General features: G+C 59.4%; 13 protein-coding genes and 4 pseudogenes. 5 read left to right on the forward strand and 12 right to left on the reverse strand.

Going from position 1 to position 23,173, the window contains the following annotated elements:
- Nucleotides 1–230: 230 nt before the first annotated feature.
- A complete protein-coding gene (locus WFJ47_RS14740; protein WP_035444282.1) occupies nucleotides 231–1,292 on the reverse strand; it encodes a hypothetical protein in 1,062 nt (353 codons plus the stop codon).
- A gap of 159 nt (nucleotides 1,293–1,451) precedes the next feature.
- The gene (locus WFJ47_RS14745) at nucleotides 1,452–2,081 is read right to left on the reverse strand and encodes a recombinase family protein (RefSeq protein ID WP_023977972.1); all 630 of its coding nucleotides are present in this window, start codon (nucleotides 2,079–2,081) and stop codon (nucleotides 1,452–1,454) included.
- 94 nt (nucleotides 2,082–2,175) lie between these two features.
- Here WFJ47_RS14745 and WFJ47_RS14750 point away from each other — a divergent pair, with 94 nt between their 5' ends.
- Together WFJ47_RS14750 and WFJ47_RS14755 are read left to right on the forward strand one after the other, a co-directional pair.
- A complete protein-coding gene (locus tag WFJ47_RS14750; RefSeq protein ID WP_023977971.1) occupies nucleotides 2,176–5,073 on the forward strand; it encodes a Tn3 family transposase in 2,898 nt (965 codons plus the stop codon).
- 33 nt (nucleotides 5,074–5,106) lie between these two features.
- Nucleotides 5,107–5,421: pseudogene (locus WFJ47_RS14755) on the forward strand (transposase); the annotation flags it as partial.
- Between the two features lie 106 nt (nucleotides 5,422–5,527).
- On the opposite strand, the gene WFJ47_RS14760 reads toward WFJ47_RS14755, so the two are convergent.
- From WFJ47_RS14760 to WFJ47_RS14790, 7 genes are all read right to left on the reverse strand, one after another.
- A complete protein-coding gene (locus tag WFJ47_RS14760; protein WP_023977970.1) occupies nucleotides 5,528–6,409 on the reverse strand; it encodes a GyrI-like domain-containing protein in 882 nt (293 codons plus the stop codon).
- A gap of 482 nt (nucleotides 6,410–6,891) precedes the next feature.
- The gene (locus WFJ47_RS14765; protein WP_023977968.1) at nucleotides 6,892–7,770 is read right to left on the reverse strand and encodes an ABC transporter substrate-binding protein; all 879 of its coding nucleotides are present in this window, start codon (nucleotides 7,768–7,770) and stop codon (nucleotides 6,892–6,894) included.
- A complete protein-coding gene (locus WFJ47_RS14770; protein WP_023977967.1) occupies nucleotides 7,767–8,348 on the reverse strand; it encodes an ANTAR domain-containing response regulator in 582 nt (193 codons plus the stop codon). The genes WFJ47_RS14765 and WFJ47_RS14770 overlap by 4 nt, the downstream gene beginning before the upstream one ends.
- 3 nt (nucleotides 8,349–8,351) lie before the next feature.
- Entirely contained in the window at nucleotides 8,352–12,230 is a 3,879-nt protein-coding gene (locus WFJ47_RS14775) for a bifunctional nitrate reductase/sulfite reductase flavoprotein subunit alpha (protein ID WP_023977966.1), read from the reverse strand.
- Between the two features lie 6 nt (nucleotides 12,231–12,236).
- A complete protein-coding gene (gene nirB, locus WFJ47_RS14780) occupies nucleotides 12,237–15,122 on the reverse strand; it encodes a nitrite reductase large subunit NirB (protein ID WP_336763988.1) in 2,886 nt (961 codons plus the stop codon).
- Between the two features lie 17 nt (nucleotides 15,123–15,139).
- Nucleotides 15,140–16,663: an alginate export family protein gene (locus WFJ47_RS14785; protein WP_023977963.1), complete on the reverse strand. Its 1,524-nt coding sequence runs from the start codon at nucleotides 16,661–16,663 to the stop codon at nucleotides 15,140–15,142.
- Complete coding sequence (locus WFJ47_RS14790; protein ID WP_023977962.1) at nucleotides 16,660–17,865, reverse strand: NarK/NasA family nitrate transporter; 1,206 nt, start codon at nucleotides 17,863–17,865, stop codon at nucleotides 16,660–16,662. The genes WFJ47_RS14785 and WFJ47_RS14790 overlap by 4 nt, the downstream gene beginning before the upstream one ends.
- 405 nt (nucleotides 17,866–18,270) lie before the next feature.
- Between WFJ47_RS14790 and WFJ47_RS14795 the strand changes: the two genes are divergently transcribed.
- A complete protein-coding gene (locus tag WFJ47_RS14795; RefSeq protein ID WP_023977961.1) occupies nucleotides 18,271–18,423 on the forward strand; it encodes a hypothetical protein in 153 nt (50 codons plus the stop codon).
- Here the strand turns inward: WFJ47_RS14795 and WFJ47_RS14800 are convergent.
- A pseudogene (locus tag WFJ47_RS14800) lies at nucleotides 18,412–18,576 on the reverse strand (IS481 family transposase); the annotation flags it as partial. The gene WFJ47_RS14795 and the pseudogene WFJ47_RS14800 sit on opposite strands and share 12 nt — an antisense overlap.
- A gap of 329 nt (nucleotides 18,577–18,905) precedes the next feature.
- Entirely contained in the window at nucleotides 18,906–20,015 is a 1,110-nt protein-coding gene (locus tag WFJ47_RS14805; RefSeq protein ID WP_023977960.1) for an IS110 family transposase, read from the reverse strand.
- A gap of 102 nt (nucleotides 20,016–20,117) precedes the next feature.
- Between WFJ47_RS14805 and WFJ47_RS14810 the strand changes: the two are divergent.
- Nucleotides 20,118–21,306, forward strand: a pseudogene (locus WFJ47_RS14810) (IS3 family transposase).
- A 59-nt stretch (nucleotides 21,307–21,365) separates the two neighbouring features.
- On the opposite strand, the pseudogene WFJ47_RS14815 reads toward WFJ47_RS14810, so the two are convergent.
- A pseudogene (locus WFJ47_RS14815) lies at nucleotides 21,366–22,066 on the reverse strand (DDE-type integrase/transposase/recombinase); the annotation flags it as partial.
- A gap of 608 nt (nucleotides 22,067–22,674) precedes the next feature.
- Here WFJ47_RS14815 and WFJ47_RS14820 point away from each other — a divergent pair.
- Nucleotides 22,675–23,157, forward strand: coding sequence for a phosphate-starvation-inducible PsiE family protein (locus tag WFJ47_RS14820; RefSeq protein WP_051395821.1), 483 nt, complete (start codon nucleotides 22,675–22,677; stop codon nucleotides 23,155–23,157).
- The last annotated feature ends 16 nt before the right edge of the window (nucleotides 23,158–23,173 follow it).

Consider the following 23,173-nt stretch of genomic DNA (forward strand, 5'->3'; position numbering starts at 1 on the left):
GTGGCGATATCGGCGCTGCGGTCGAGGCAGCGATCGGATGGAATGATCTCGGCCGCGAGGTCGATGAAGCCCGCAAGCTGATCCGCCCCGATTCGGTCGATCCCGTCGCGGTCGCCGCGACCAATTAGGGGTCGGTTCAGGCTGAGGGCGAAATGACACCCTAAGCAGAATGGCGATTGCACGGCAGGAAGCCAGCACGTCTGATTTTGCGTTCTGCTGTGCTTAAAATCTCAAGGTTCCAGCAAGCGTTGCGTGGCGCCGTTCCAGCGCCATAGGGAGCTGCCGGTAAGCCGCGTGCCTCCCCACCAACGGTGAACCGGGTTGTGCTGCGACCAGTTTGCCGCACCGTCCCGCACCCGGCGCCCAAATTCTGTCAGAGTGACCGGCGATTCCATGAATGTCCGCCGTCGGGTCTCGTCATCATGCATGGCAAGGTCAAACGACGTCTCAGTGATGCCCGCCAACGCGGGCATGTGCGCTGTGCCGAGCGCGCACATCGTCTGGCCGAACTCCCAGAAACCGGGTGCCATGCGGGTGCTGACCTGTCCTACCCTCTGAAGCAGCGCCGTTGCCGGGCGATCCTTGTCCTTGAACGGGTAATCGACCGCTTCTCCGCGCGCTTCGATCTTGTCCCACCATTCGTATCGCTCGGTCAGGCGCAATATGCGTCGCGCGCCGGCGCCGAGGCCTGATGCGTCCGGCAACTCGTCGAGCATACCGAGGACGGCGTTGCGCAGGCCTGGCAAGCGACCAAGATCCTCGTTCAGCAGTGCAGCCCAGGCTTGCGGAGTGGAGGTGCGGAATGCCGCCCAGGCGCGGGACGCCAGCCCTACGTCTTTGATCGTGATGGGAACGGGCGGCATGAACCAGTTTCCCGGGTTGCGAGCGCCCAAACGCTCCTCTGATTGCTTAAGGCGCAGTTTGGGCAGGATCTCCGGGATGTGGCCGATCCAGTCGAGCAGCTGGATCAAGGTCAGCTGTGCGTTGGGATCAGGATCGATCCAGAACGTCACCTGGTCGAACTGACGGGCCAGATCCGGCAGGCCGGACCAAACGCGGATTTTGCGTGAGGGCACGCCCTTGGGTTCGACGTCGAACCACCAGTCTTCAAAGGGTAATCCTTCAGCTTCATATAGGGCACGGCGATCGGTGAAGAAGCGTTCTGGCGGGCCCGATGCCGGGATCGGCCCTTCGGCCAATCGGCGGACAAACGTCATGACGCGATCGCCGATACCGGCCGCGAGCAGATGGCCGCCACCGCTGTCGCAAGTGGTTAGAAGAAGCTCTGACATGGGAACCTCCGTGTTATCGCCATATCAGCCTCCATCGGTCACTTCGGGCAAGTGATCCTTGTAAGGTACGTTTGCTTTTTGGTTTGCTAAATTTAGACGCTGACGCTCGAGAGAAGAGTGAATATTGCCATCTTGGCAAGGTCATGGGTCTAGCCCCGCTCACCCCGTAATTCCGATATCAGAAACCGACTCCAGGCGCGATCGCCCAATGATCGCAGCTACTGTGTTTTTGCTGAGCCCGAGGTCGCGGGCGATCCACCGATAACTGCGTCCCTCCTCGACCAGGGCGAGTACCTTGGGCGCGAGCCGATCAGACTTTGGCCGATCGCCAAGTTGGCGTCCCAGCTTGCGACCACGTGCCCAGGCGGCGGCGAGGCCCGAGCGGACTCGCTCGCTCAGCATGTCGCGTTCAAACTGAGCGATACCGGCGAGTAGCGTCGCCATCATCCGACCGTGCGGGGTATCGACCTCGAAAGTCATGCCGCTCATTGCGACGACCGACACGCGCCAGCCCGACAGACGGTTCAGCGTATCGAGCAGGTCCTGCGTCGAGCGACCCCAACGACTCAGCTCAGTCACGAGGATCGCATCGATCCGACGTGCTTGCGCCAGTTTCATCACTTCGGTTCGCGCGGCCCGGTTTGCCTTCATGCCGGATGCGGTTTCGCGGAAGGTTCCGACCACCTCGTAACCGCCGCGCTCGGCAAAACCCGTCAGATCGCGCAACTGCCGCTCGCAGGATTGGTCCGCCGTCGAAATACGGGCGTAGATGACCGCGCGTTGTCCCAATTGAACCCCTCCGGATTTATGCCCCACAAACCCTTGATTGACGTGGGGTCAGTGTTGTCCAAAACAGACATCTGTTCAACTGGGACAATCGTGTATGCCTAGACGTCATATCCTCAGCGCCCGGCAACGAGCGGCCCTGCTCGATCTGCCGGTCGATGAGGTAGCGCTGCTCCAGCATTACATCCTGGCAAACGACGATCTGATCCATGTCAATCAGCGACGCCGTCCGGAGAACCGGATTGGTTTCGCCCTGCAACTGTGCGCGTTGCGTTACCCTGGACGGAGCCTGGCGCCGGGAGAACTGATCCCGCAGGCCATTTCCACCTTTCTCGGTGCCCAGCTCGGTATCGCCGGAGATACGCTTGTCCGGTATGCCGTGCGACGTCAGACACGTCAGCAGCACATGGAAGCCTTACGCCGTATCTACGGATACGGCACATTTCCCAGCCAGGGTGCTCGCGCCCAGGCTTTCCGAGACTGGCTGTCCGTCGAAGCCGAACAGGCGCGATCGAACGAGGATCTCGCTCGACGTTTCATCGCCCGCTGCCGCGCAACCATGACCATTTTGCCTGCGATCTCGACCATTGAGCGTCTGTGCGCGGATGCGCTCGTCGCCGCCGAGCGGCGGATGGAGAAGAAAATCGCCCAGCAGCTTGATCCCGCCGCCTGTTCTCGGCTGGACGACCTCACGACCGAAATACTGCCGGGCGGAATCACCCGGTTCATCTGGTTGCGGCGGATCGAGCCGGGCAACAATTCGGCCGCGGCAAACCGGTTGCTGGATCGCCTGGAATTTCTGCGTGCAGTGAATCTGGATACGCGATTGCTGGCAGGCGTTGCGCCGCATCGCGTCGCTCGTCTGCGCCGTCAGGGGGAGCGCTATTTTGCCGATGGATTACGTGACATCAACGCCGAGCGGCGCCGTGCCATTCTCGCTGTATGCATCATTGAGTGGGGCACCGCGACCGCCGACGCTATTATCGAAACTCATGACCGGATCGTCAGCCGCACCTGGCGGGAGGCGAAACAGTTACATGATGCGCGGATCGCAGACGCAAGAACGTCCGTGGCCGAAACGCTGGGCGGTTTCACCACTCTGGGTAGGTCGCTCCTCGCCGCCTACGGAGACGGTGCCTCTCTGGAAGAGGCGGTAGCGGATTCAGCCGGATGGGAGCAGCTGACCCGCCTCGTCGCCACTGGCATGCAACTGACAGACACGCTGGGTGACGATCCGCTGGCCCATGTCGATCAGGGTTATCATCGCTTCCGCCGCTACGCACCGCGCATGCTGCGGTGCCTGACGCTCGAAGCCGCGCCGGTTGGCCGCCCGCTGCTAGACGCGGCTATAGCCATCGCGATCAAGGGGGCCATTTCGGCAGGTGATGCCTTCCTCCGCCCTCATTCGAAGTGGCGCCGTCATTTGCGGGTGAAAAGCGACGATGACGCGCGCCTACGGGAAGTGGCGGTGATGTTTCACCTGCGAGATGCTTTGCGTGCCGGCGATATCTGGATCGAACGGTCGCACCGATATGGCGATCTCCGGGAGGTCCTGGTGCCGATGCCGGTCGCGCTGGCAACAACGCTGGCGGTCTCACCCGACCCGCATGTCTGGCTGGCCGAGCGCAAGGCGCGTCTCGCTGATGGGCTCGTCCGCCTGGGCCGCGCTGCCCGTAAAGGGACGATCCCGCAAGGCGTCATCGAGGACGGTGTGCTCCGGATCGACCGCCTGACTGCGGATGTTCCGGATGGCGTCGAGGCCCTGATGCTCGACCTGTATCGGCGAATGCCACCCGTCCGCATCACCGATCTCCTGTTGGAGGTCGATACGGCACTCGGTTTCACTGAACACTTCACGCATCTGCGCACCGGCGTACCCTGTGACGATCGGATCGGCTTGCTCAATGTCCTGCTCGCCGAAGGGCTGAACCTCGGGCTGCGCAAGATGGCCGAAGCGTCGAACACGCACGATTATTGGGAGCTTTCCCGGCTGGCACGCTGGCATGTGGAAAGTGAAGCGATGAACCAGGCGCTCGCGGCCGTGGTCGCTGCCCAGGGGGAGCTTCCCATGGCACAGGTCTGGGGCATGGGCACAACCGCATCTGCCGATGGGCAGTTCTTTCTAGCCGCGCGGCAGGGCGAAGCGATGAACACGATCAACGCCCGGTATGGCAATGATCCGGGCATCAAGGTCTACACCCATGTAAACGATCGTTTCGCGCCATTTGCCTCGCGCACGATCCCCGTCACGGTCAACGAGGCCCCCTACCTCCTCGACGGGCTGACGATGAACGAGGCCGGGCGACGGATCGAGGAGCAGTATGCCGACACAGGCGGTTTCACCGACCATCTGTTCGGGATCAGCGCGATGCTGGGTTACCGTCTGGTGCTGCGTATCCGCGATCTACCGTCCAAAAAACTGTATGTGTTCGATTCCGCCGCCACACCTCGGGACCTGAGACCTTTGGTCGGTGGCAAGGTGCGTGAGGCGCTGATTGTTGCCAATTGGCCCGATCTCTTCCGGTGTGCTGCGACCATGAGCGCAGGACAGGTCGCGCCGAGCCGGATTTTACGCAAGCTCGCAGCCTATCCGCGTCAGAACGATCTGGCGGCGGCGTTGCGGGAGGTCGGCCGGATCGAGCGCACCCTGTTCATTATCGAATGGCTTCTTGATGCCGGCATGCAACGCCGTGCTCAGGTCGGCCTCAATAAGGGGGAGGCACACCACGCGCTCAAGAATGCATTGCGGATCGGGCGCCAAGGCGAAATCCGCGATCGCACGACCGAAGGACAGCATTACCGGATCTCAGGCCTCAATCTGATCACGGCCATCATCATCTACTGGAACACGCTGCACCTTGGTCATGCTGTCGAAGCACGGCGCCGGGAGGGTCTCGACACGCCCGATCACCTCCTTGCCCATGTCTCACCGCTCGGGTGGGCGCACATTCTTCTGACCGGCGAATACCTCTGGCCCAAGGACGCAAATGCTTAGGGTGTCATTTCGCCCCCAGCCGGAACCGACCCCACTTATGTCGAACGCGTCCTCGTGCCGGATCTGCGCCCCGGCGACATCGTCGTCATGGACAATCTCGGCTCGCACAAGGGGCCGGGCGTGCAGGCGGCGATCGAGGCCGCCGGAGCCAGCCTGCGGTTCCTGCCGCCCTACAGCCCGGACTTCAACCCGATCGAGATGGCGTTTTCCAAACTCAAGGCCCATCTCCGCCGCGCCGCCGAACGCACCCGCGACGGGCTTTGGAACAGGATCGGCAAACTCATCGATCAGGTCGCGCCCGCAGAATGCGCCAACTTCTTCACCGCCGCTGGATACGAGCCAGATTGAGAGGAAAACGCTCTAGCAGCGCCTCCTTGCAAACGGTGATTGGTCAAGGAGGGGCACCTTTGTTTGCCAAAGGAGTCCACAAGACCAATACCGCCCTGCCACCGCACTATTTTAGCGGCAAGAACAGGTCTACGACCGCCTCATGCTCTGGCACCTCCGGAAAAAAGGCGATGCGCTGGCAATAGAGCGGAAAATCGCGCGCATTCTCCCCGCTGGCCGGTAGCCAATCACGGTAGAGATATAGGGCGGCAGGCTCCAGATTGTCGGTGTTGCCGACGACGCGCAGGACCGCGCAACGCCCGCCGGGGATGGTACCAGCCTCAATTTCCTCGCCGTTTTTCTCGATGGGGCGATCGGTGCCGACGCACAGATCCATCCGGTAATCGGAGGGCAGCGTCGTGCGCGGATCTGAGTGAAAGACGTTGAAGGTTGGACTGGTCTTCGGCGACAATCCGGCTGTTTTGCGCCAAGCGATAAAACGCTGAATGGTTGCGCCAATTGTCGCTGGATCACCGCGATGTTCCATAATCGCCACAGGCGTCGGGGCGACGTCTCGGATCGTTACGTCGGAAGGATTGAACGTGGTCTGCATAAGCTTGCTCCTCGCGTTATTGAGAGGCCGAAAGGCCGCAAGCCACGGCTCCCAACTGGGAGCTTTCCTGAACGATGACGGCGATTGCCCTACCCGTTGTCGAAAGGCGCGGGCAAAAGCATCCGGGGCATTGTAACCAGCATCCATCGCGATTTCGGTGACGTTCTGCGCGTCTCTATAGGCCAGTTGGTAGGATGCCCGTTTCATGCGGGCGAGCTGGATATAGCGATGCACGGACAAGCCGAAGGTCGCCGTGAATTGCCGGTGGAAATGATATTTCGAGAAGGCCGCAATGCCGCTTACCGCATCAAGGTCCAGATCGTCGTCCAGGTGCTGGTCGATGTGATTCAGCACCCTCTGCATCCGGGCATGGTAGTTGTGAAGTGCATCCCTCATCTCATCCTATCCTCCGTGGCAACACCAGCTAGACGGTTCCGGATGCGACGCGCTCGACCGATCTTGCGATTCTAGTATTGTCTGCGGGTATTTCCGATTGCTTATTCTGAAAAAAGCACGGCGTGACGGCAAAAATGGCGGTGTCCATCATGTCGGAAATCATGTATTTTTCGACATTGGACCGATCGCTTGGAAAATGGCTCGGGAAACGGATCTTCTGATATTCGTAAGACGCTGTTGGAATGCCCCTTGCATCGGAAACTGACCACTTCAGGTTTTCCAACACGCTAAACGTATATCCGCGCCCATTTTATGTACCACCCTCTATATTAGACTCTCTTCTGTGCGAATTAATCTTGTTTCGAATGCGCATGAAACTCGAACCTCGCTACCTTCCCATTGCTTTACGTCTTGCCAGACCTCCCTCACGCTCTTCTCTTTCGATCTGATCCCAGAAATCGCCGAATGGTCTTGCAACGGTATTATTTGCTCCATGGAAGGAGGTCGTCATCGGCATTTATCCAGCTTAGCGCCTGCATCTCGGCAGCGATCCAGTCGATGGACTGATCATGTGATCGCCCAAGCTCGATCGCATGTGGAGCAATGCGGCTAGGCATAATCGCCTGTACAGCTTTCGTCGGGAGGGCCAGCCCACCCGCGTCGACGGGACGGCTCAGCATGCCGAGCGACGTTTCATGCTCCGCTGGGTCGAGGCAATGGGCGATCGATGTCTTTAGGACGCGCGTCAGTTGCATGGCATGCACGGGGTGACGTTCCGCCCAAGTCTCGGTCACGACGCACTGCTTTTCCAGATGACCTGGCTTGATAGCTGCCGATCCGCTAACGATTCGCCCAAGTCCAGCCTGTTCCGCGGCAGTGCCCCATGGCGGTCCAGCGCAGAAACCATCGATTGTCCTGTTTGCCAGTGCTTCCAGCATCATATCGGGCGGCATGATGATCAGATGTTCGAGCGCGCGCGGGCACTGTGCGAGCAGATACCGCCTCAACAGCAGGAAATGCGTCGAATAAGGGTGAACAACTGCCATGCATGGTGCAGACCTCTCAAGATAAGTCTGGTCGCGTAGAACGATCGTGTTGCCACCGAAGGACAGATCGGCAACAACCCGTAACGGTGTCGGTCGGCCACGCTTACCCAGATAGGTCATGATCGCAAGCGGCGGGAAGACCACGGCCGCGTCCAGCCGTCCCCAGCTCAACCCGTCCGCGATATTGGCCCATGACGGTTCCACCACGATGTCAGCTTCAATATCGGCCTGCGCGAACAGATTTTTCTCATGAGCCATGAGAATCGGCAGACTGTCAGCTAACCGCAGGAGGCCGATACGAAACGGAACGCTCATGACTTCGGCCCCGGAGCCTTACGGTCGAGATACTGATGACAGATATCGACCATGCGGCGTCCATCCTGCATCGCGCGCTTTTGGAACCATCGATGGGCGGCGGCCTCACTGGTATTTTCAGATTTCATGAATAGTCTCTTGGCTTGATCGATTGCTGCGCGATCAGACAGATGGCGCTGTGCATCGCTCAGGGCGCGCGCCTGGGCCTGAAAGCGACCGAAGAGTGCTATTGCCGCTCTCAGTAGCGGCTTGACGTCGTGTGGGAGGGTCTCAATCACGTTATAGGAGCACACACCTGCATCAAAGGCTTCGCGCATCAGCGCCTCGTCATCCCGATCAACGAACAATGCGATTGGGCGATCCGTGCCTGCCCCAGCCAGCACGCGTACACTGTCAAGCGCATCGCGATCCGCACGGTCCAGATCGACCAGCACAATATCGGGTTGCACCATCCGCACCGCATCAAGCAGGGTCATGCCCGGTTCGGGCCGCATGACCGTCAATGCTGCATCGACACTCAGTATGTCTGAAAGGGCGACGGCACGACGAGGACTGGAATCGGCGATCAAGACACGCATGCCTTAATAGACATCCCTTGCATATCGTCCGGACCTCGTCATTTCATCCACATATCCCGCCGCTTGCGCGGGTTCCATATTCCCATGCTGCTCAATGATTTCGCGCAGGCACAGATCGACATCGCGAGCCATGTGGCTCGCATCGCCGCAGACAAAGACATGTGCGCCACGCGCGATCCAGTCCCATAAGGCAGGGCCAGCGGCCTTCATGCGATCCTGAACGTAGATGCGAGCCTCTTGATCACGCGAGAAGGCCAGATCGATCCGGGTGAGGATCCCGTGTGCCTGCAACGCCGCGAGTTCGTCGCGATAGTAAAAACCAGAGGCTGCATTGCGTTCACCAAAAAATAGCCATGCTTCGCCAGGTGCCCTCATGGCTGCGCGATGCTGCAGGAAGCCACGGAATGGGGCGATACCGGTGCCCGGTCCGATCATGATGATTGGGGTCGCGGTATCGTCTGGCAGACGGAAGTGTCCGGATTTCTGCACGAACAACGCCACATCTGCACCGATCTGCAGTCCCGCGAGCCAAGGCGAACATGTTCCGGGATAGGGCTCGCGCACGACCCCCACCGTGAGATGGACTTCGCCCGGATGGGCAAGAGGTGAGGACGCAATGGAATACAATCTTGGCTGCAGCCTGCGGAACAGGGTCGGAATCTTGTCCAGCGTGATCGCGCGCCCAGCGGACTGAAGCATCTGAGGCAAATACCCCGATTCTACCTCAAGATGCTCTTGCATGGCGGTATTGGCTCGCGACAGGTCAAAATGAGTCGTCAACGCCTCGCGTAATGTCACAGTACCAGACAATGGCAGATCGATTGGTGTTTCACCTTCGTATCCAAGGGCACATAATACTTGGTCGACGACCTCGACCCGATTGTGCGGCCAGACACCCAAAGCATCGCCTGGCTCATAGGCAAGATTTGTTTGCGCAATGTCGAATCCGATCAACCGTGTTTGCCGGCTGGCGCCTTCGGGCGTCAGCAGAACATTTTGGCACAGTTTCGCTATTACGGGCGTATTGCGTGGAGTGAGCGTAATGGTTGCAGGAGGGATCGACGCGCTGCTTTCTCCTAGGATCGCGCATAACCGTGCTTGCCATTCGGCGCGGCCGACGTCGTCATCAGGCTCGCAATCGTAGCGTCCCTGCAGCGTCTTGCTCCCAAGTTCCGCCAGTCGAGCATCCAAAGCGCGACCGAAACCGCAGAAATTCGCGTAACTCGAGTCCCCGAATGCTAGCACGGCATGGCGCATGTCGATGATCGGTGTGGAACGGGCCTGAAGCGCACCCCAGAATGAGGCAGCGCAATCGGGGGGATCCCCATCCCCGAATGTCGACACGACAAAGATTATATTCCCTTGGGGCAAATCATCAACGCTGGCTACATCAAGGCAGATGCATCGGCCACCCAGTGCAGCAGCTAGCCCTTTAGCTGCGTCTTCCGCTCGTCCGGTCTGAGAGGCCCAGAATACCGTCGGATGCGGGGAGTACGTTTCTAAGTTGCTCATCGGCGCGTCGTGCGGTTTGCGTGCATACAGGCCTGCCAGCAACCCATCGATCCGCAAGCGTTCCGTCTCGGAGAGCGGCGCGCGATGCGGCACGACCGGTAAATCATCCGAAGGGGGCGATAGGCGTAAGCCTTCGAGAAAGCCTGCAAGCCAGTGCTGTGCCATCTCTGACAAGGGAGCCGATGCTATCTCCCCGACCTTCAACTGAGCTGCAAGGCGAGAAACAATGTCTAACTCTGGCATAATTATAGGCGCTGCTACTCGCGTTAGGTTGACCGCACACAGCTTGAATCCGGGCTGGAGCGAGATCGGATCGACCGCGTCAGGCGTCAGGACATTAACCGCCAGATCCGCTCCGAACGCATCGTTCCAGTGAAACGGGGCAAAACACACACCCGGCGGCACACGGTCGCTGATCCGGACAGGCAAGGTCGCCGACCCGCGACGCGACCGGATCAGCACACGATCGGCAGGATCGAGCGCCAGATCGTGCGCAGTATCTGGATGCACCTCCAGAAACGGCTCCGGATGCAGCTTGCACAAGGAGTCGACCGTGCCTGTCTTGGTCAGCGTGTGCCAATGATGCTGCAGACGACCCGTATCCAGCACAAACGGATACGTTGCATCCGTCCGTTCGCCCTTTCCCAGAAAAGGCCGCGCAAGAAACACGGCCCGACCGTCATCGGTTGCAAACCGCGGACCCGACCGTGGATCGGGCCGGTAACGGATCGGGTGACGTGCCTTCGAATCGCCGGGGGGGCTCGGCCACTGAACCGGACCCTGCATCAGCCGCGCATGACTGATTCCTGAAATATCGTAGCCCGTCCGGGGGTTGGCAAACCCGGCCGCCTCGGCAAATACCTCGGCGGCACTGGTAAAATCGAATCCTTCATATCCCATGGCGCGCGCGACACGGGCTATAATGTCCCAGTCCGGCAAAGCCTCGCCTGGCGGCGGCACAGCGGCACGTGTCAGGGTCATGGTCCGCTCGGAATTGACCTGAACGCCATCCCCTTCAGCCCAAAGGGCACCAGGCAGAAGGATGTCGGCATAGGCCGTCGTTTCCGCACTCCTGAAAGCGTCCTGCACAATCACGCATTCCGCCTTCTGCAATCCGGCAATCACGCCATCGCGTCGCGCAACGCTTGCCACCGGATTGGTACAGATAATCCAGACCGCCCTGATCTCGCCCCGGGCCATCGCCTCGAACAGGCCGATCGTTCCGAAACCCTCTGCCTCGCGGATCGTATCGGGCGGTAGCCCCCAGACTTTCTCGGCAAAAAGACGATCCTCTGCCACCATTGCACTGCGCTGACCCGGCAGACCCGGCCCCATATAGCCCATTTCCCGGCCACCCATCGCATTGGGTTGACCTGTCAGGGAAAACGGACCGCTGCCGGGTTTGCAAATCGCCCCGGTCGCCAGATGCAGGTTGCACAGCGCGTTGGTATTCCAGGTTCCGGTCACACTCTGGTTCAGCCCCATGGTCCAAAGGCTCATCCAGGCCCCCGATTCCGCAATCCAGTAGGCAGCCTGCTTGAGATCGTCGATGGCAATACCCGTCGTTTCGGCCACCTGCTCAGGCCCGTACTGCGCCAGAAACGGGACCATTGCCTCCCATCCTCGGGTATGAAGGGCTATGAACTCCCGGTCGATTGCATCCCAGGCCAGAAGCAGATGCAGGATACCGTTCAGCAGGGCAAGATCGGTTCCCGGCCGGATCTGAAGAAACAGATCGGCCTTGTCGGCTGTCGCGGTCCTGCGCGGATCGACCACAATCAGCCGTGCGCCCTGCCGCTTGCGATCCAGCAGCCGCAGGAACAGGATCGGATGGCAGTCCGCCATGTTCGCACCGATAACGAAAAACAGATCGGCGTGATCGAAATCCTCATAGGAGCCGGGCGGAGCATCCGCGCCCAGCGAGGTTTTGTATCCTGCCCCTGCAGACGCCATACAGAGGCGCGAATTGGATTCGATATGCTGCGTGCGCCAGTACCCCTTGGCCAGCTTGTTGGCGAGATACTGCGCCTCCATCGTCATCTGACCGGATACGTAGAGCGCCAGAGCATCCGGCCCGTGCGCATCGAGAATGGCACGCAACCGCTGCGCCGTCCGCCCGATCGCATCCTCCATGTCCAGGCGCTGCGGCTCCGCATCCCGCGCAGGCCGGATCGCCGCATGGGTCAACCGACCGGGTGCTGTAATCGGCTTGTCACAGGAACTGCCCTTGGTGCAGAGCCGCCCGCGATTGGCCGGATGGTCCGGATCGCCGCGCAGCTTCACGATCCGGCCAGCCTCAACCTCGAAAACAATGCCGCAACCTACTCCGCAATAGGGACAGGCCGACCGGATGGCATCAGGCAGGGCCATATCGGCTCAGACCGGAACGAGGGCCGGTTCCGGCGTCCGGATCTCCACCCGTCCCTCATGAATCCGCGCATCCCATACGCGCAGGGCAACGCTTGCATCCTCTAGGCATTCCCCGTCACGCAGACGGAAATGCTGCTTGTAGAGCGGAGAGGCCACCACAATTTCTCCTTTCAGATCGCCTATTATTCCGCGTCCGATGACATTGGCCTTCGAAAAGGGATCATGATTGTCGATGGCAAAAATGCGCGCCGGCCCCCCCGTCGTTGCAGGCAGATAAAACAGGGCCACCTGTGCGCCTTCCCACCAGGCGACCACACCTGAATTGGGAACGAGATCTCCCTCCTCGCACAGTGTCTGCCAGTCACGGGGACCGACACCCGCCGGACTGCCGGAACCATTTTCCGCAGGTCTGACCTGATCACGCTCGGGCACGGTCTGCACGTTCGGGTCGGGTCGGCTGTCATTGACAAAGGTCCGGAACCGCTTGAGCTTGTCCCGATCCGAAAGTGCATCGCGCCATTCGCAGTGATAGCTGTCCACAACGCTCTGCATCTGGCGCTCGAGCTCGTCAGCAATGCCCAGGCTGTCCCTAATGATGACATCCCTGAGGTAATCGAGACCGCCTTCGAGAGTCTCCCGCCAGACGGAGGTCCGCTGAAGCTTGTCGGCCGTGCGGATATAGAACATCAGGAAACGATCAATATATCGGACGAGAGTCTCCGAATCGAGATCGGTCGCGAACAGTTCAGCATGCCGCGGACGCATGCCCCCGTTGCCGCAGACATACAGGTTCCAGCCGTTTTCAGTGGCAATCACCCCGACATCCTTGCCCTGCGCCTCCGCGCATTCGCGCGTACAGCCGGACACCGCGAATTTCAGCTTGTGCGGGCTGCGCAGTCCTTTGTAGCGGTTTTCAAGGTCGAGCGCCTGACCGACACTGTCCTGCACGCCGTAACGACACCAGGTACTCCCCACACAGGATTTCACGGTACGGGTCGACTTGCCATATGCGTGACCGGTCTCGAAACCCGCCTCGATCAGTTCAGCCCAGATATCGGGAAGCTGATGGATCTGCGCGCCGAACAGGTCAATGCGCTGTCCGCCCGTAATCTTGGTATAGAGCCCGTATTTCTTTCCGACCTGCCCCAGAACAATCAGCTTGTCCGGCGTGATCTCGCCGCCCGCAATACGCGGCATGACGGAATAAGTGCCGTTTTTCTGCATATTGGCCATGAAGGTGTCATTCGTGTCCTGCAGCGGAATATAGGCCGGATCGGTGATCGGCCTGTTCCAGGCAGAGGCAAGGATCGACCCGACTGTGGGCTTGCAGATATCGCAGCCCAGTCCGCCATTGCCATGCTTCTCCAGCAGCTCGCCAAAAGTCCGTATATTGTGAACCCGGACAAGCGCATAAAGCTCCTGTCGCGTATGGGAAAAATGTTCGCACAGGGAATGATCGACCTCGATCCCGCGTGCGGACAATTCCGTTTCGAACACGGATTTGAGCAGACCCGCACATCCGCCGCAGCCTGTCGAAGCCTTGGTCTGCGTCTTCAGCGCACCGAACTCCGTGCATCCTCCTTCAATGGCCGCGCTGATCGCCCCTTTGGTGACATTATGGCACGAGCAGATCATCGCCGTATCGGGCAGTGAATCCGCACCCAGAAGCACCGCACCCTCACCGCGGGGCAGGATTAGGGCAGCCGGATCGGCTGGCGGCCTGATGGCATTTTGTACGAATTGCAGGATCGTATCGTAGTAGGAATTATCGCCCACCAGCACGGCACCGGTTATGCGCTTTCCATCGGCTGAAAGCACAAGACGGCGATAGGAACCGTCCGCCTCCCCGATAAAGCGATAACTGGTCGATCCGGGTTCGGCCCCCTGTGCATCGCCGATCGAACCGACGTCCACCCCGAGCAGTTTCAGCTTTGTGGACATGTCTGCCCCGGTAAAGGCCGCATCTTCCCCCGCAATGACGGCCGCCGCTGTACGCGCCATGGTGTAGCCCGGTGCAACAAGACCGAAAACACGCTCCTGCCACGACGCACACTCGCCAATCGCAAAGACATGCGGGTCACTGGTGCGGCACTGGTCATCCACCGCAATCCCACCGCGTGCGCCCGTCTCCAGTCCGCAACCACGCGCAAGCGCATCATTGGGCCGGATCCCGGCCGAAAATACGACAAGATCGGTTTCCAGCATGGATCCGTCCGCAAAGACCAGTCTGTGCCGCAGGGTTTCCCCCGGCTCGATCGCCTGCGTTGCATGCGCGGTACGCACATCGATCCCCATGGTTTCGATCCGGTGACGCAACGCCCGCCCGCCCTCCTCGTCGAGCTGGACCGGCATCAGGCGCGGTGCAAATTCGACCACGGCCACATCCAGCCCGAGGGACTTGACCGCATTGGCCGCTTCCAGGCCCAGCAGACCGCCGCCGATTACCACGCCATGCCGCGCACCCTGTGCCGCCACGCGGATCGCATCGAGATCGTCGAGCGTACGATAGACGAGGCCGGCCGTTCCAGAATTGCCCGGCACAAACGGCACAAACGGATAGGAACCGGTCGCAATCACAAGGGTCCCATAGGGAAAATCTCCCTGTCCGGTGCGGATCATCCGGGCCTCGCGGTCGATGGCCGTCACAGCCACACCAAGATGAAGCGTGATCCCGTGCGCATCATGAAAACCTTCCTCATGCAGGCGCAGGGAAAGAGCATCCTGTCCGGTCATGTATTCGGTCAGATGCACCCGGTCATAAGCGGCGTGCCGCTCGGCTCCGAACACGTGGATCCGGTGCGTCTCGTGCAATCCATGACTGACGAGCTGTTCGGCGCAGTAATGGCCAACCATGCCGTTGCCGATGATGATGATATTGGTCGTGTCAGTCATGTCCGGAATGTCCTTTTTCAGAACTTGAGCATCATGGTCTGCATGATGAAGACGCCGCTACGGGCACCGGCCCGTAGCATGGCGTGCGAGGCGGAAAAGCCCGCGAAATCCTGGGTCCACGTCCAGTGCGGCGCGAAATTCCAGGCGGCCTGTGCCTGGGGTATGGTACCAATATAGCCCCCTGACAGTCTGTCACGCCAGGAATAGGTCTTTCCAACAGCATAGACGGCATCATTGGTACTCTCCCGCCAGAAAAACGGAAGATGCAACTTGATATGAAAGGTCGATGACGGCGCAAGATCAAGCAATGGTCCAACACCGACAAGATTTTGCGATGTAAGCGACAAGGTTACGTCATTGTAATAGGGCAGCGGAAAACAGGGCGTGGCAAAGGTACCGACCGCCTCGCCCTGCGAGCGGTAGGAGCCGCCCGAAAACAGATCGGCCTGCACACCGAGACTGGGTTTCCAGGCTCTGGCAGACGCGGCGTAAAGAACAGCCGCATTCACCGCATAAGCCCGGACGGCCCGGTTCGGCAGGGTCCGGTCTACCGGACGGTACTGCCCGCCCTGGAACACGCCTGTCAGATTGATCGCGATCGGCCCTGCCTTGCCCCACAGCCGCGCACCCACATTGTCACGCCGTGTCGATCCGGCCTGCGTACGGCCCTGGGCCAGCAGGGGCTGGGCAGCCAGGGAACCGGAAAAGAGATAACCGATATAGAACAGATCAGCGAAGAGCTGTCCCGGCTTGCCCCACAGTCTGAAGCCCGGAAGAGCCGTCGAGCTGTACCCACCGAACATCCGCGCAGCATAGTTCGTCCCGTCTGAGAAAATCCCGACAGGCAGCTTGTTGGTCTGTGCGAAATCGAACAGATCGAGCCGTGTCCGCTTCCAGATCGCATAGCCGCGCACCCCGTCCCATGTCTGCTGCGCATTGGTCAGATCACGCGCGGACTGCATCGAGACCGGGGCATCGAGAAACACCTGCCGACCTCCGATGACACCTGCCTTCGCGCCCAGAACGGTGCCATGTATCTCCAGAATACCCTGTTGCAGGTCCAGCCGTTCGCGCTGGATACCGGTCTGATACCCGTAATAATTCGAGCCACCAGCCAACGCCTGAAGCAGTTCGGCATAGACCCGGACATGCTTTCCGATATGCAGATCCGCACCATACTGGCTGCGCAGGAGCAGACGGGAGGCATCTGTCTTGCCTGCCGTCCCCATCAGGGGCTGGTTCTCGAAAATATACCGTAGCCGCTCCTCACCGAAAAAACTGATCCAGATATCGCCCTTGTCTGTCAGGGAGACATGCTTGAGACGCGAGAACCAGTCGCGCGGGCGCTTCTGACCAGGTATCGTCGTGATCGTGGACCAGTCTTGTGCCCAGGAGACCTGTCCGACCCCGCCAACCGTCCCGAAACCCGCCGCCGCGCCATCGCCCGTACTGAAGACACCATACGGCCCGGCAGCGGCCTGTGCTGCAAGCAGTGCGAGAAAGACCGGAAGAGCCGACAGCGCACAAAGCCACCCCTTCATATTTGCCCGCCGGAAGCGAGGCTCCGGGTTGACGCCCAGCGCGTATGAGCCAGCCATACAGAGAGCAGACCGAATGACGAGAAAGCAGCAAACACTAGAAAAGCCGCCCCGTATCCCCCTGTCGCATGACGGATGGTCCCCAGAAGAACCGGCAGACAAAACCCGCCAATCCCGCCGCTCATGCCGACAAGTCCAGTCAGGATCCCCACGGATTGTGGAAAACGAGTCGGCACGAGCTGGAATACGGCACCATTTGCAAGACCCAGAACCATCATGCCGACAAAAAAGGCGCCTAGTGCAAGTATAAGGGATGGTAGACCGATACCGATCGATAAATAGATAAAGCTGGCGGCGGCAAAGAGGATGGCCAAGGCACGGATTCCTCCGATTCGGTCAGCTAGAGCGCCACCCAGTGGCCGAACGAAAGATCCTGCAAAAACAATGGTTGCGGTACAAAACCCTGCTGTCGCAGGCCTTAGGCCGTACTGATCATTGAAATAGATGGTCAGAAAAGAGGCCAGACCGACGAACCCGCCAAAGGTTACGGCATAAAATCCCATCAGGATCCAGGCATCACACCGGCGCAGCAAAGGTCCCCAGGCGCGCAGCCCCCCGCTCGAGCGACGCTGGGGTGGCTCTCGGGATATTGCTAGAAACACGATCAGCACAACTGTGAGCGGTATGACCGCGAGCCCAAGGACGTTCACCCAGCCAAACCTGACGGCAAGAACAGGCGCAACCAGCGCTGCAAAGGCGGTGCCGGAATTTCCGGCGCCTGCGATGCCCAGAGCTGTCCCCTGATACTGAGGGGGATACCAGCCCGAAACCAATGGCAGTGCCACAGCAAAAGACGCACCTGCTATCCCTAGCAGAAGGGCAAGTGGAAACATCGCCACATATGAGGAGGGCGACGCAAACCATGTCACGATCAATCCCAAAATTACAGTGACCTGTGCTGCAATCGCGCTTCGGCGCGCTCCAAAGAGGTCCACGCAGGCCCCAAGCACGACACGAAAAACGGCGCCTGCCAGCACCGGCATCGCCACCAGAAAGCCCTTCTGACCTGCGTTAAGATGCAGGTCGTGAGAGATTGCAATTCCTAGAGGACCGAGTAGCACCCAGACCATGAAAGAAAGGTCGAAATACAGGAAAGCAGCGATGAGTGTCGGCAAGTGGCCGGCTTTGAAGAATGACCTGTCCAAGGTAGTTCCCGAATGGCAGCATGCGCGACGGCGCAAGCCACCAAGCCCTCAAGGCATCAGGGCCGCCCTTGGCCCTGAATTCGATCATGATGCTTGTGAGGCCAGTGCCTCCATTGACACGGCTTTAAACTAGAAGTCTTTTACCAGGTGTATCGATCCGATGTCAAAACGAAATACATAAAGAAGCAACATTACGGGTATGTAATTAATGGGATATGAAGCCGCAGGGTAACCTGCATAGCATTTTCTATCGATTAGCATGCGCGCAGAATTTGATGCCTTTGAATATCAGCAAGCCCCGAAATTAAGCATCTGAATTATCACAAGCATCAAAGGCGTTGCCTTTTGAACAAAGCAGACGATAATTTCTATTTTTATGGTTCAAATCACTCTTGAGGGGCTGTAATGAATTCAATCGTCAGTCAGATCGGTGATCTCGCTGAGGCTGGCGAGCGCATGATCGAGCGACTACGCCGTAAGGCTTTCCTGCCCGATAGCCGCAAAGGACTCAATGTGCGCATTGGCATTGCCGACGCTGCCCAGTTGCTAGGTGTTTAGTCCCGGGGTTTGATGGGTTGGATTGATGATGAATCTTTCTGGCTCTGAGGTCCATATTTTGCAGATATATTCGTAAGGTGTGAGGCCACTCAGCGTTTTGAGCCTTCGCCCGAAATTATAGGCTGCCATGAAGTCGTTGAGGTGTGCCCTCAGAGGTGGCCCCGGTTTTTCGGACAGGGGGTTAAGCTCTCATGACCGTCATATGGGGAATGTAGCTACGGCAATCTTACACCAGACTGGCGTCTGATGTGACCAAAAACTGATGATGAACCTGACAGGTGTGCCGCGAGCCGATCGACGACGATTGATCATGCTCTCATCCGCGGATTGGCTACCGCATTTCCCATTTCCGTCGTGGGCCTTCCTCTCTCTATAGACGGGCGTCGGTCGAGACCTGCCCCAGCTTAAAACGAGGGTTACCCATCCTGCCTGGTCTTCGCGGCACGCCCGTCAGGTCCAATGATCGGGCGCGGAATTCTCTGTCAGATTGGCTGTATGCGTCGGCCGATATCCCAGATGAACCCGACCAGCTCGCGGGCGATCGCCGTAATCACTTTTGGCAGGGCCTTTCCGGTTGATGCCAACGAGCGGTAGCGCTGACAAAGACGGACCTGAGCTTTCCACGCGATGGCCCTGATATCCTCCGGCAAGCCTTCGACGCGCATTTGATATCGCCTCTCTTCGCGCGCCGGCAGGCGATACGACCATGCCGCCTCTACCAGCATCGCCCGTGCCTCCCGGTTCCCCGTCTTTGTTATCGCACCACGGCGGGTGCGGGTGCCGCTGGACGCCTCGGAGGGAACCAGGCCAAGCCAGCCCATCAGTTGCTTGGGCGTATCAAAGCGACTGAGATCGCCAATTTCGGCAGCCAAGGTCGCGGCCACCACGAGCCCGACACCACGGAGGGCCTGCAACGCCTGAACCAGAGGAGCCAGCGACCATTGCGGCAGTGCTTCCACCAGCATGGAGTCCAGCCTGTCGCAGCGATGCTGCGCCTCCTCAATCCGCCGGATGCCCTCACCGAACACGAATTGCTGATGCGGTGCGTCGAAGGCCTGCTCACCGAGCCAGCGCCAATGCGCCTTGGTCCAATTCGATCGCCCGGTGAATTTGCGCCCATGGCGGAGCAGGAAGCTCAATACTGTTTGCTGGCTGGCAACCAGATCCTGTTTCGCCTGCCGACGTCCCCGGATCAGATCCCGGATGGCTTCGTGCGCCTCGTCCGGCACCCAGATTGCCGTCAGTTCGCCCGAGCGCAGCAGGCGCGCTAGCATCTGGGCGTCGCGTCGATCGGTCTTCACCCGATCCGCCGACTTGCGCGGGATGACCGACGGCGCGATGACGCTGCATTCCACGCCCAGGTCAGTCAACTGACGATGGATACCATATCCACAGCCGCCTGCTTCATAGCAGAAGTGGAGCGTGACATCGGGCGCTGCCAGGCGTGTCACCAGGCGCCGTATGGCAGCGCCCGTGTTGGGAATAGTCCCGTGGAACCGGATTTCTCCCGATCGCCCGTCATTGGCGACCGCCACGGCAATTGTCTCCTTGTGAACGTCCAGGCCAATGAATTTCGCAGTCGACATTGTCATTCTCCTCTCCTGACAAAGTGAGCTTACGCTCCCCCTGACCTCGGAAACCGAGGCGAATGACGGTCATTGGGTCTATAGACCGGCCTGAAAGAGGACGGGTTTATGGGTAAGGTTACGCGGAAACGGTATTCGTGTGAGTTCAAGTCCCGGGTTGCGCTGGAGGCGATCCGGGGCGAGCAGACGCTGGCAGAACTGGCGTCGAAGCACGGCGTGCATCAGACGATGATCGCCCAATGGAAGCGCCAGGCGATTGAGGGCATGTCGGCAACGTTCTCCGGCAAGCAGGCAGCTGAGGCGACAATCAGCCCGATCTTCGCGTGGAGAAACTCCACGCGAAGATCGGGCAGCTCCTGGTGGAACGGGATTTTTTACGGGATGCCTCTGTGCGGTTGGGCGTGCTCAGAGGCGGCAAATGATTGACCTGAAGCGGCCCCGGCTATCCGTGGTGCGGCAATGCGCGCTGCTGCAGCTCAACCGATCGGGCGTTTACTACCGGCCCGTGCCGGAGAGTGAGACCAGCCTGGCTTTGATGCGGCTGATCGACGTGCAGTTTCTGGAGACGCCCTATTACGGGTCGCGGCAGATGACCCGGCATCTCAAGAGGCTTGGTCATGATGTCGGGCGCAAGCGCGTTCGTCGGCTCATGGCGACGATGGGGCTGCAGGCGATCTATCAGAAGCCACGCACGACCGTGCCGCATCCGGCGCATCGGAAATATCCGTATCTGCTGCGGGATCTGGTGATCGACCGGCCTAATCAGGTCTGGTGCTCGGACATCACCTACATCCCTATGCGCAAAGGCTTCCTCTATCTGGTTTCGATTATGGACTGGGCGACCCGCAAGGTTCTGTCCTGGCGGCTGTCGAACACGATGGATGCCGAGTTCTGCATCGATACCCTTCAGGAGGCGCTGATCCGCTACGGGGCACCGGAGATTTTCAATACGGACCAGGGCTCGCAATTCACGACACCCCGGTTCACGGACGTGCTGGAGCAAAGACAGATCCGCATCAGCATGGATGGGTGTGGCCGCTGGCTGGACAATGTCTTCATTGAGCGTCTGTGGCGGTCTCTGAAATACGAATGCGTCTATCTGTACGCGTTCGAGACAGGATCAGAACAGCGAGCCGGGCTCACCGCATGGATCGCGCACTACAACGCAAAACGTCCGCATTCGGCACTGGGTGGACGAACGCCCGATGAGGCGTATCATGACGTGCCGACGCCATTGGGTCCGGGGTTAACCCCGGACCCAATGGCCAACAGCAACGCCGTCAAACAGGCGGCATAACAACAATCGGGTATAGCTTATTCAAACCCCAAAACTGTCCGAACAGACGGGACCACCTCTCTCAACTGCTCATGACTGTCGTAATGGAAGCGTTTGACGGTTGCTTCCTTGATTGTCCGGTTCATGCGCTCAACCTGACCGTTCGTCCAGGGATGATTGGGTTTCGTCAGACGATGTTTGATCCCGTGGGCTTCGCAGATCATGTCGAAGCGCATGGGACGCGACCACGCCGTATTGCGATTACGAGGCTGCTCAGCTAACTGGATGCCGTTATCGGTCAGAATGGTATGAACCTGATAAGGGTTCATGCTCTGGAGATGTTCGAGGAATTCCCAGGCTGTCTTCCGATCGGCTTTCCCGACGAGTTGTGTGACAGCGAGTTTGCTTGTCCGGTCGATTGCGACGAAGAGGTGCAGCTTGCCCTCAGCAGTCTGGACTTCGGCAATATCAATGTGAAAAAAGCCGATGGGATAGCGTTTGAAGCGCTGGCGTTTGGGCTTGTCTCCCTCGATGTCCGGCAACCGTGAGATCTCGTGACGCTGAAAGCAGCGATGCAGGGTCGAACGTGCAGGCTCGTTGAGCGAGGCTCTTTAGGGCCAGTTTTCTGATCTTCGACAGTCTGGCGCTTGCGCCATTTTGCAACTGTTTTCGGGTTGATCCTGAACTCCTCGCTCAGCGCCGCGAGCGAAGCCTGCGATCGCTGTATTGCTGCTCGCACGGCGTGCGTGGTCGTGGCGCTGCCATGACGTATCTGTCTCATAATGCTTCCTTCCACTTTCGTGAAAATACCACACCATCAAACCCCGGGACTAAACACCTAGACTATGTCGTAAAAAGGACTGCAGACGCAAAGAGCAGAGGCGAGATTATCCGATGCCTCAAGCGATATATTGCTCGTGAAATCTTCAATGCCTTATGCCGACCCAAGAAAGTCGGATTGGCCGCTTGACGAATATAGGAGCTTCAGCACCCGAAATTCTGTTTCAGATCCCAGCCCCCGGAATGGGTTCGGCCAGGACGACGAGACCAGTCTCGCGCTCCCCCATACCCTTGCACGCCACCTCGATCAACGCCCGGGGATGGGTCGCCCGAGTTCGGAACAGTGGTCGCGATAGCGCGCGCAATGAGGATGGGACAAAAAGGCGTCCTGCAGAGCGATGTTGCGCTCGTAACCAGGGAAAAGCGCCTTCTTGTCGAGGGTAGAGTTTTCGACTTAAGATCTCGCAAAAATTCGCCATCTGCCGGGACTTTCGGCAAGCCAAACGCGCCGTCCAAGCGCCTTTCAGAAGAAGTCGCGATCCCATGTCCACCGATCAACCCGCCATGAAGAACCGGTCGAACTCCCATCGTCACACAGCATGGCGTGCAATGCTGTCTCCGACCAGCGGACTAAGCCTTTACGAGCGCTTTGAGCAGGCCATCATGCTAGTCGTCATAGCGCTTATCATGGCTGTAACCGTCGCCGCCACGCTGCATCTCGTCGTCGCCGTTTGGCGCCTACTGACCTCACCCGCTATCGATCCCACCGATCAGGCCGTTTTCCAGACCGTCTTCGGCGCCATGTTCGTCGTCATCATCGCCCTTGAGTTCAAACGCTCGCTCCTCGCCGTCCTCGCCCATAACGAGAACGTCGTGCGCGTGCGCACCATCGTGCTGATCGCCCTGCTGGCGATCGCCCGCAAGTTTATCCTGCTCGATCTTCAGGCCACGGCCCCCATGGAGATCTTCGCGCTGGCTGCGGCCGTTCTTTCTCTTGGCATCGTTTACTGGCTGATCCGGGAGCAGGATGCTCGCGTCATTGCCCGCAAGTCTGCGTCCGGCGTCGAGACCGAGGAGCGGACCCGTAATTGATGGCGTCTTTGTCGCT

The sequence above is a fragment of the Asaia sp. VD9 genome (assembly GCF_037150015.1).
In the GTDB taxonomy this organism is placed as follows: domain Bacteria; phylum Pseudomonadota; class Alphaproteobacteria; order Acetobacterales; family Acetobacteraceae; genus Asaia.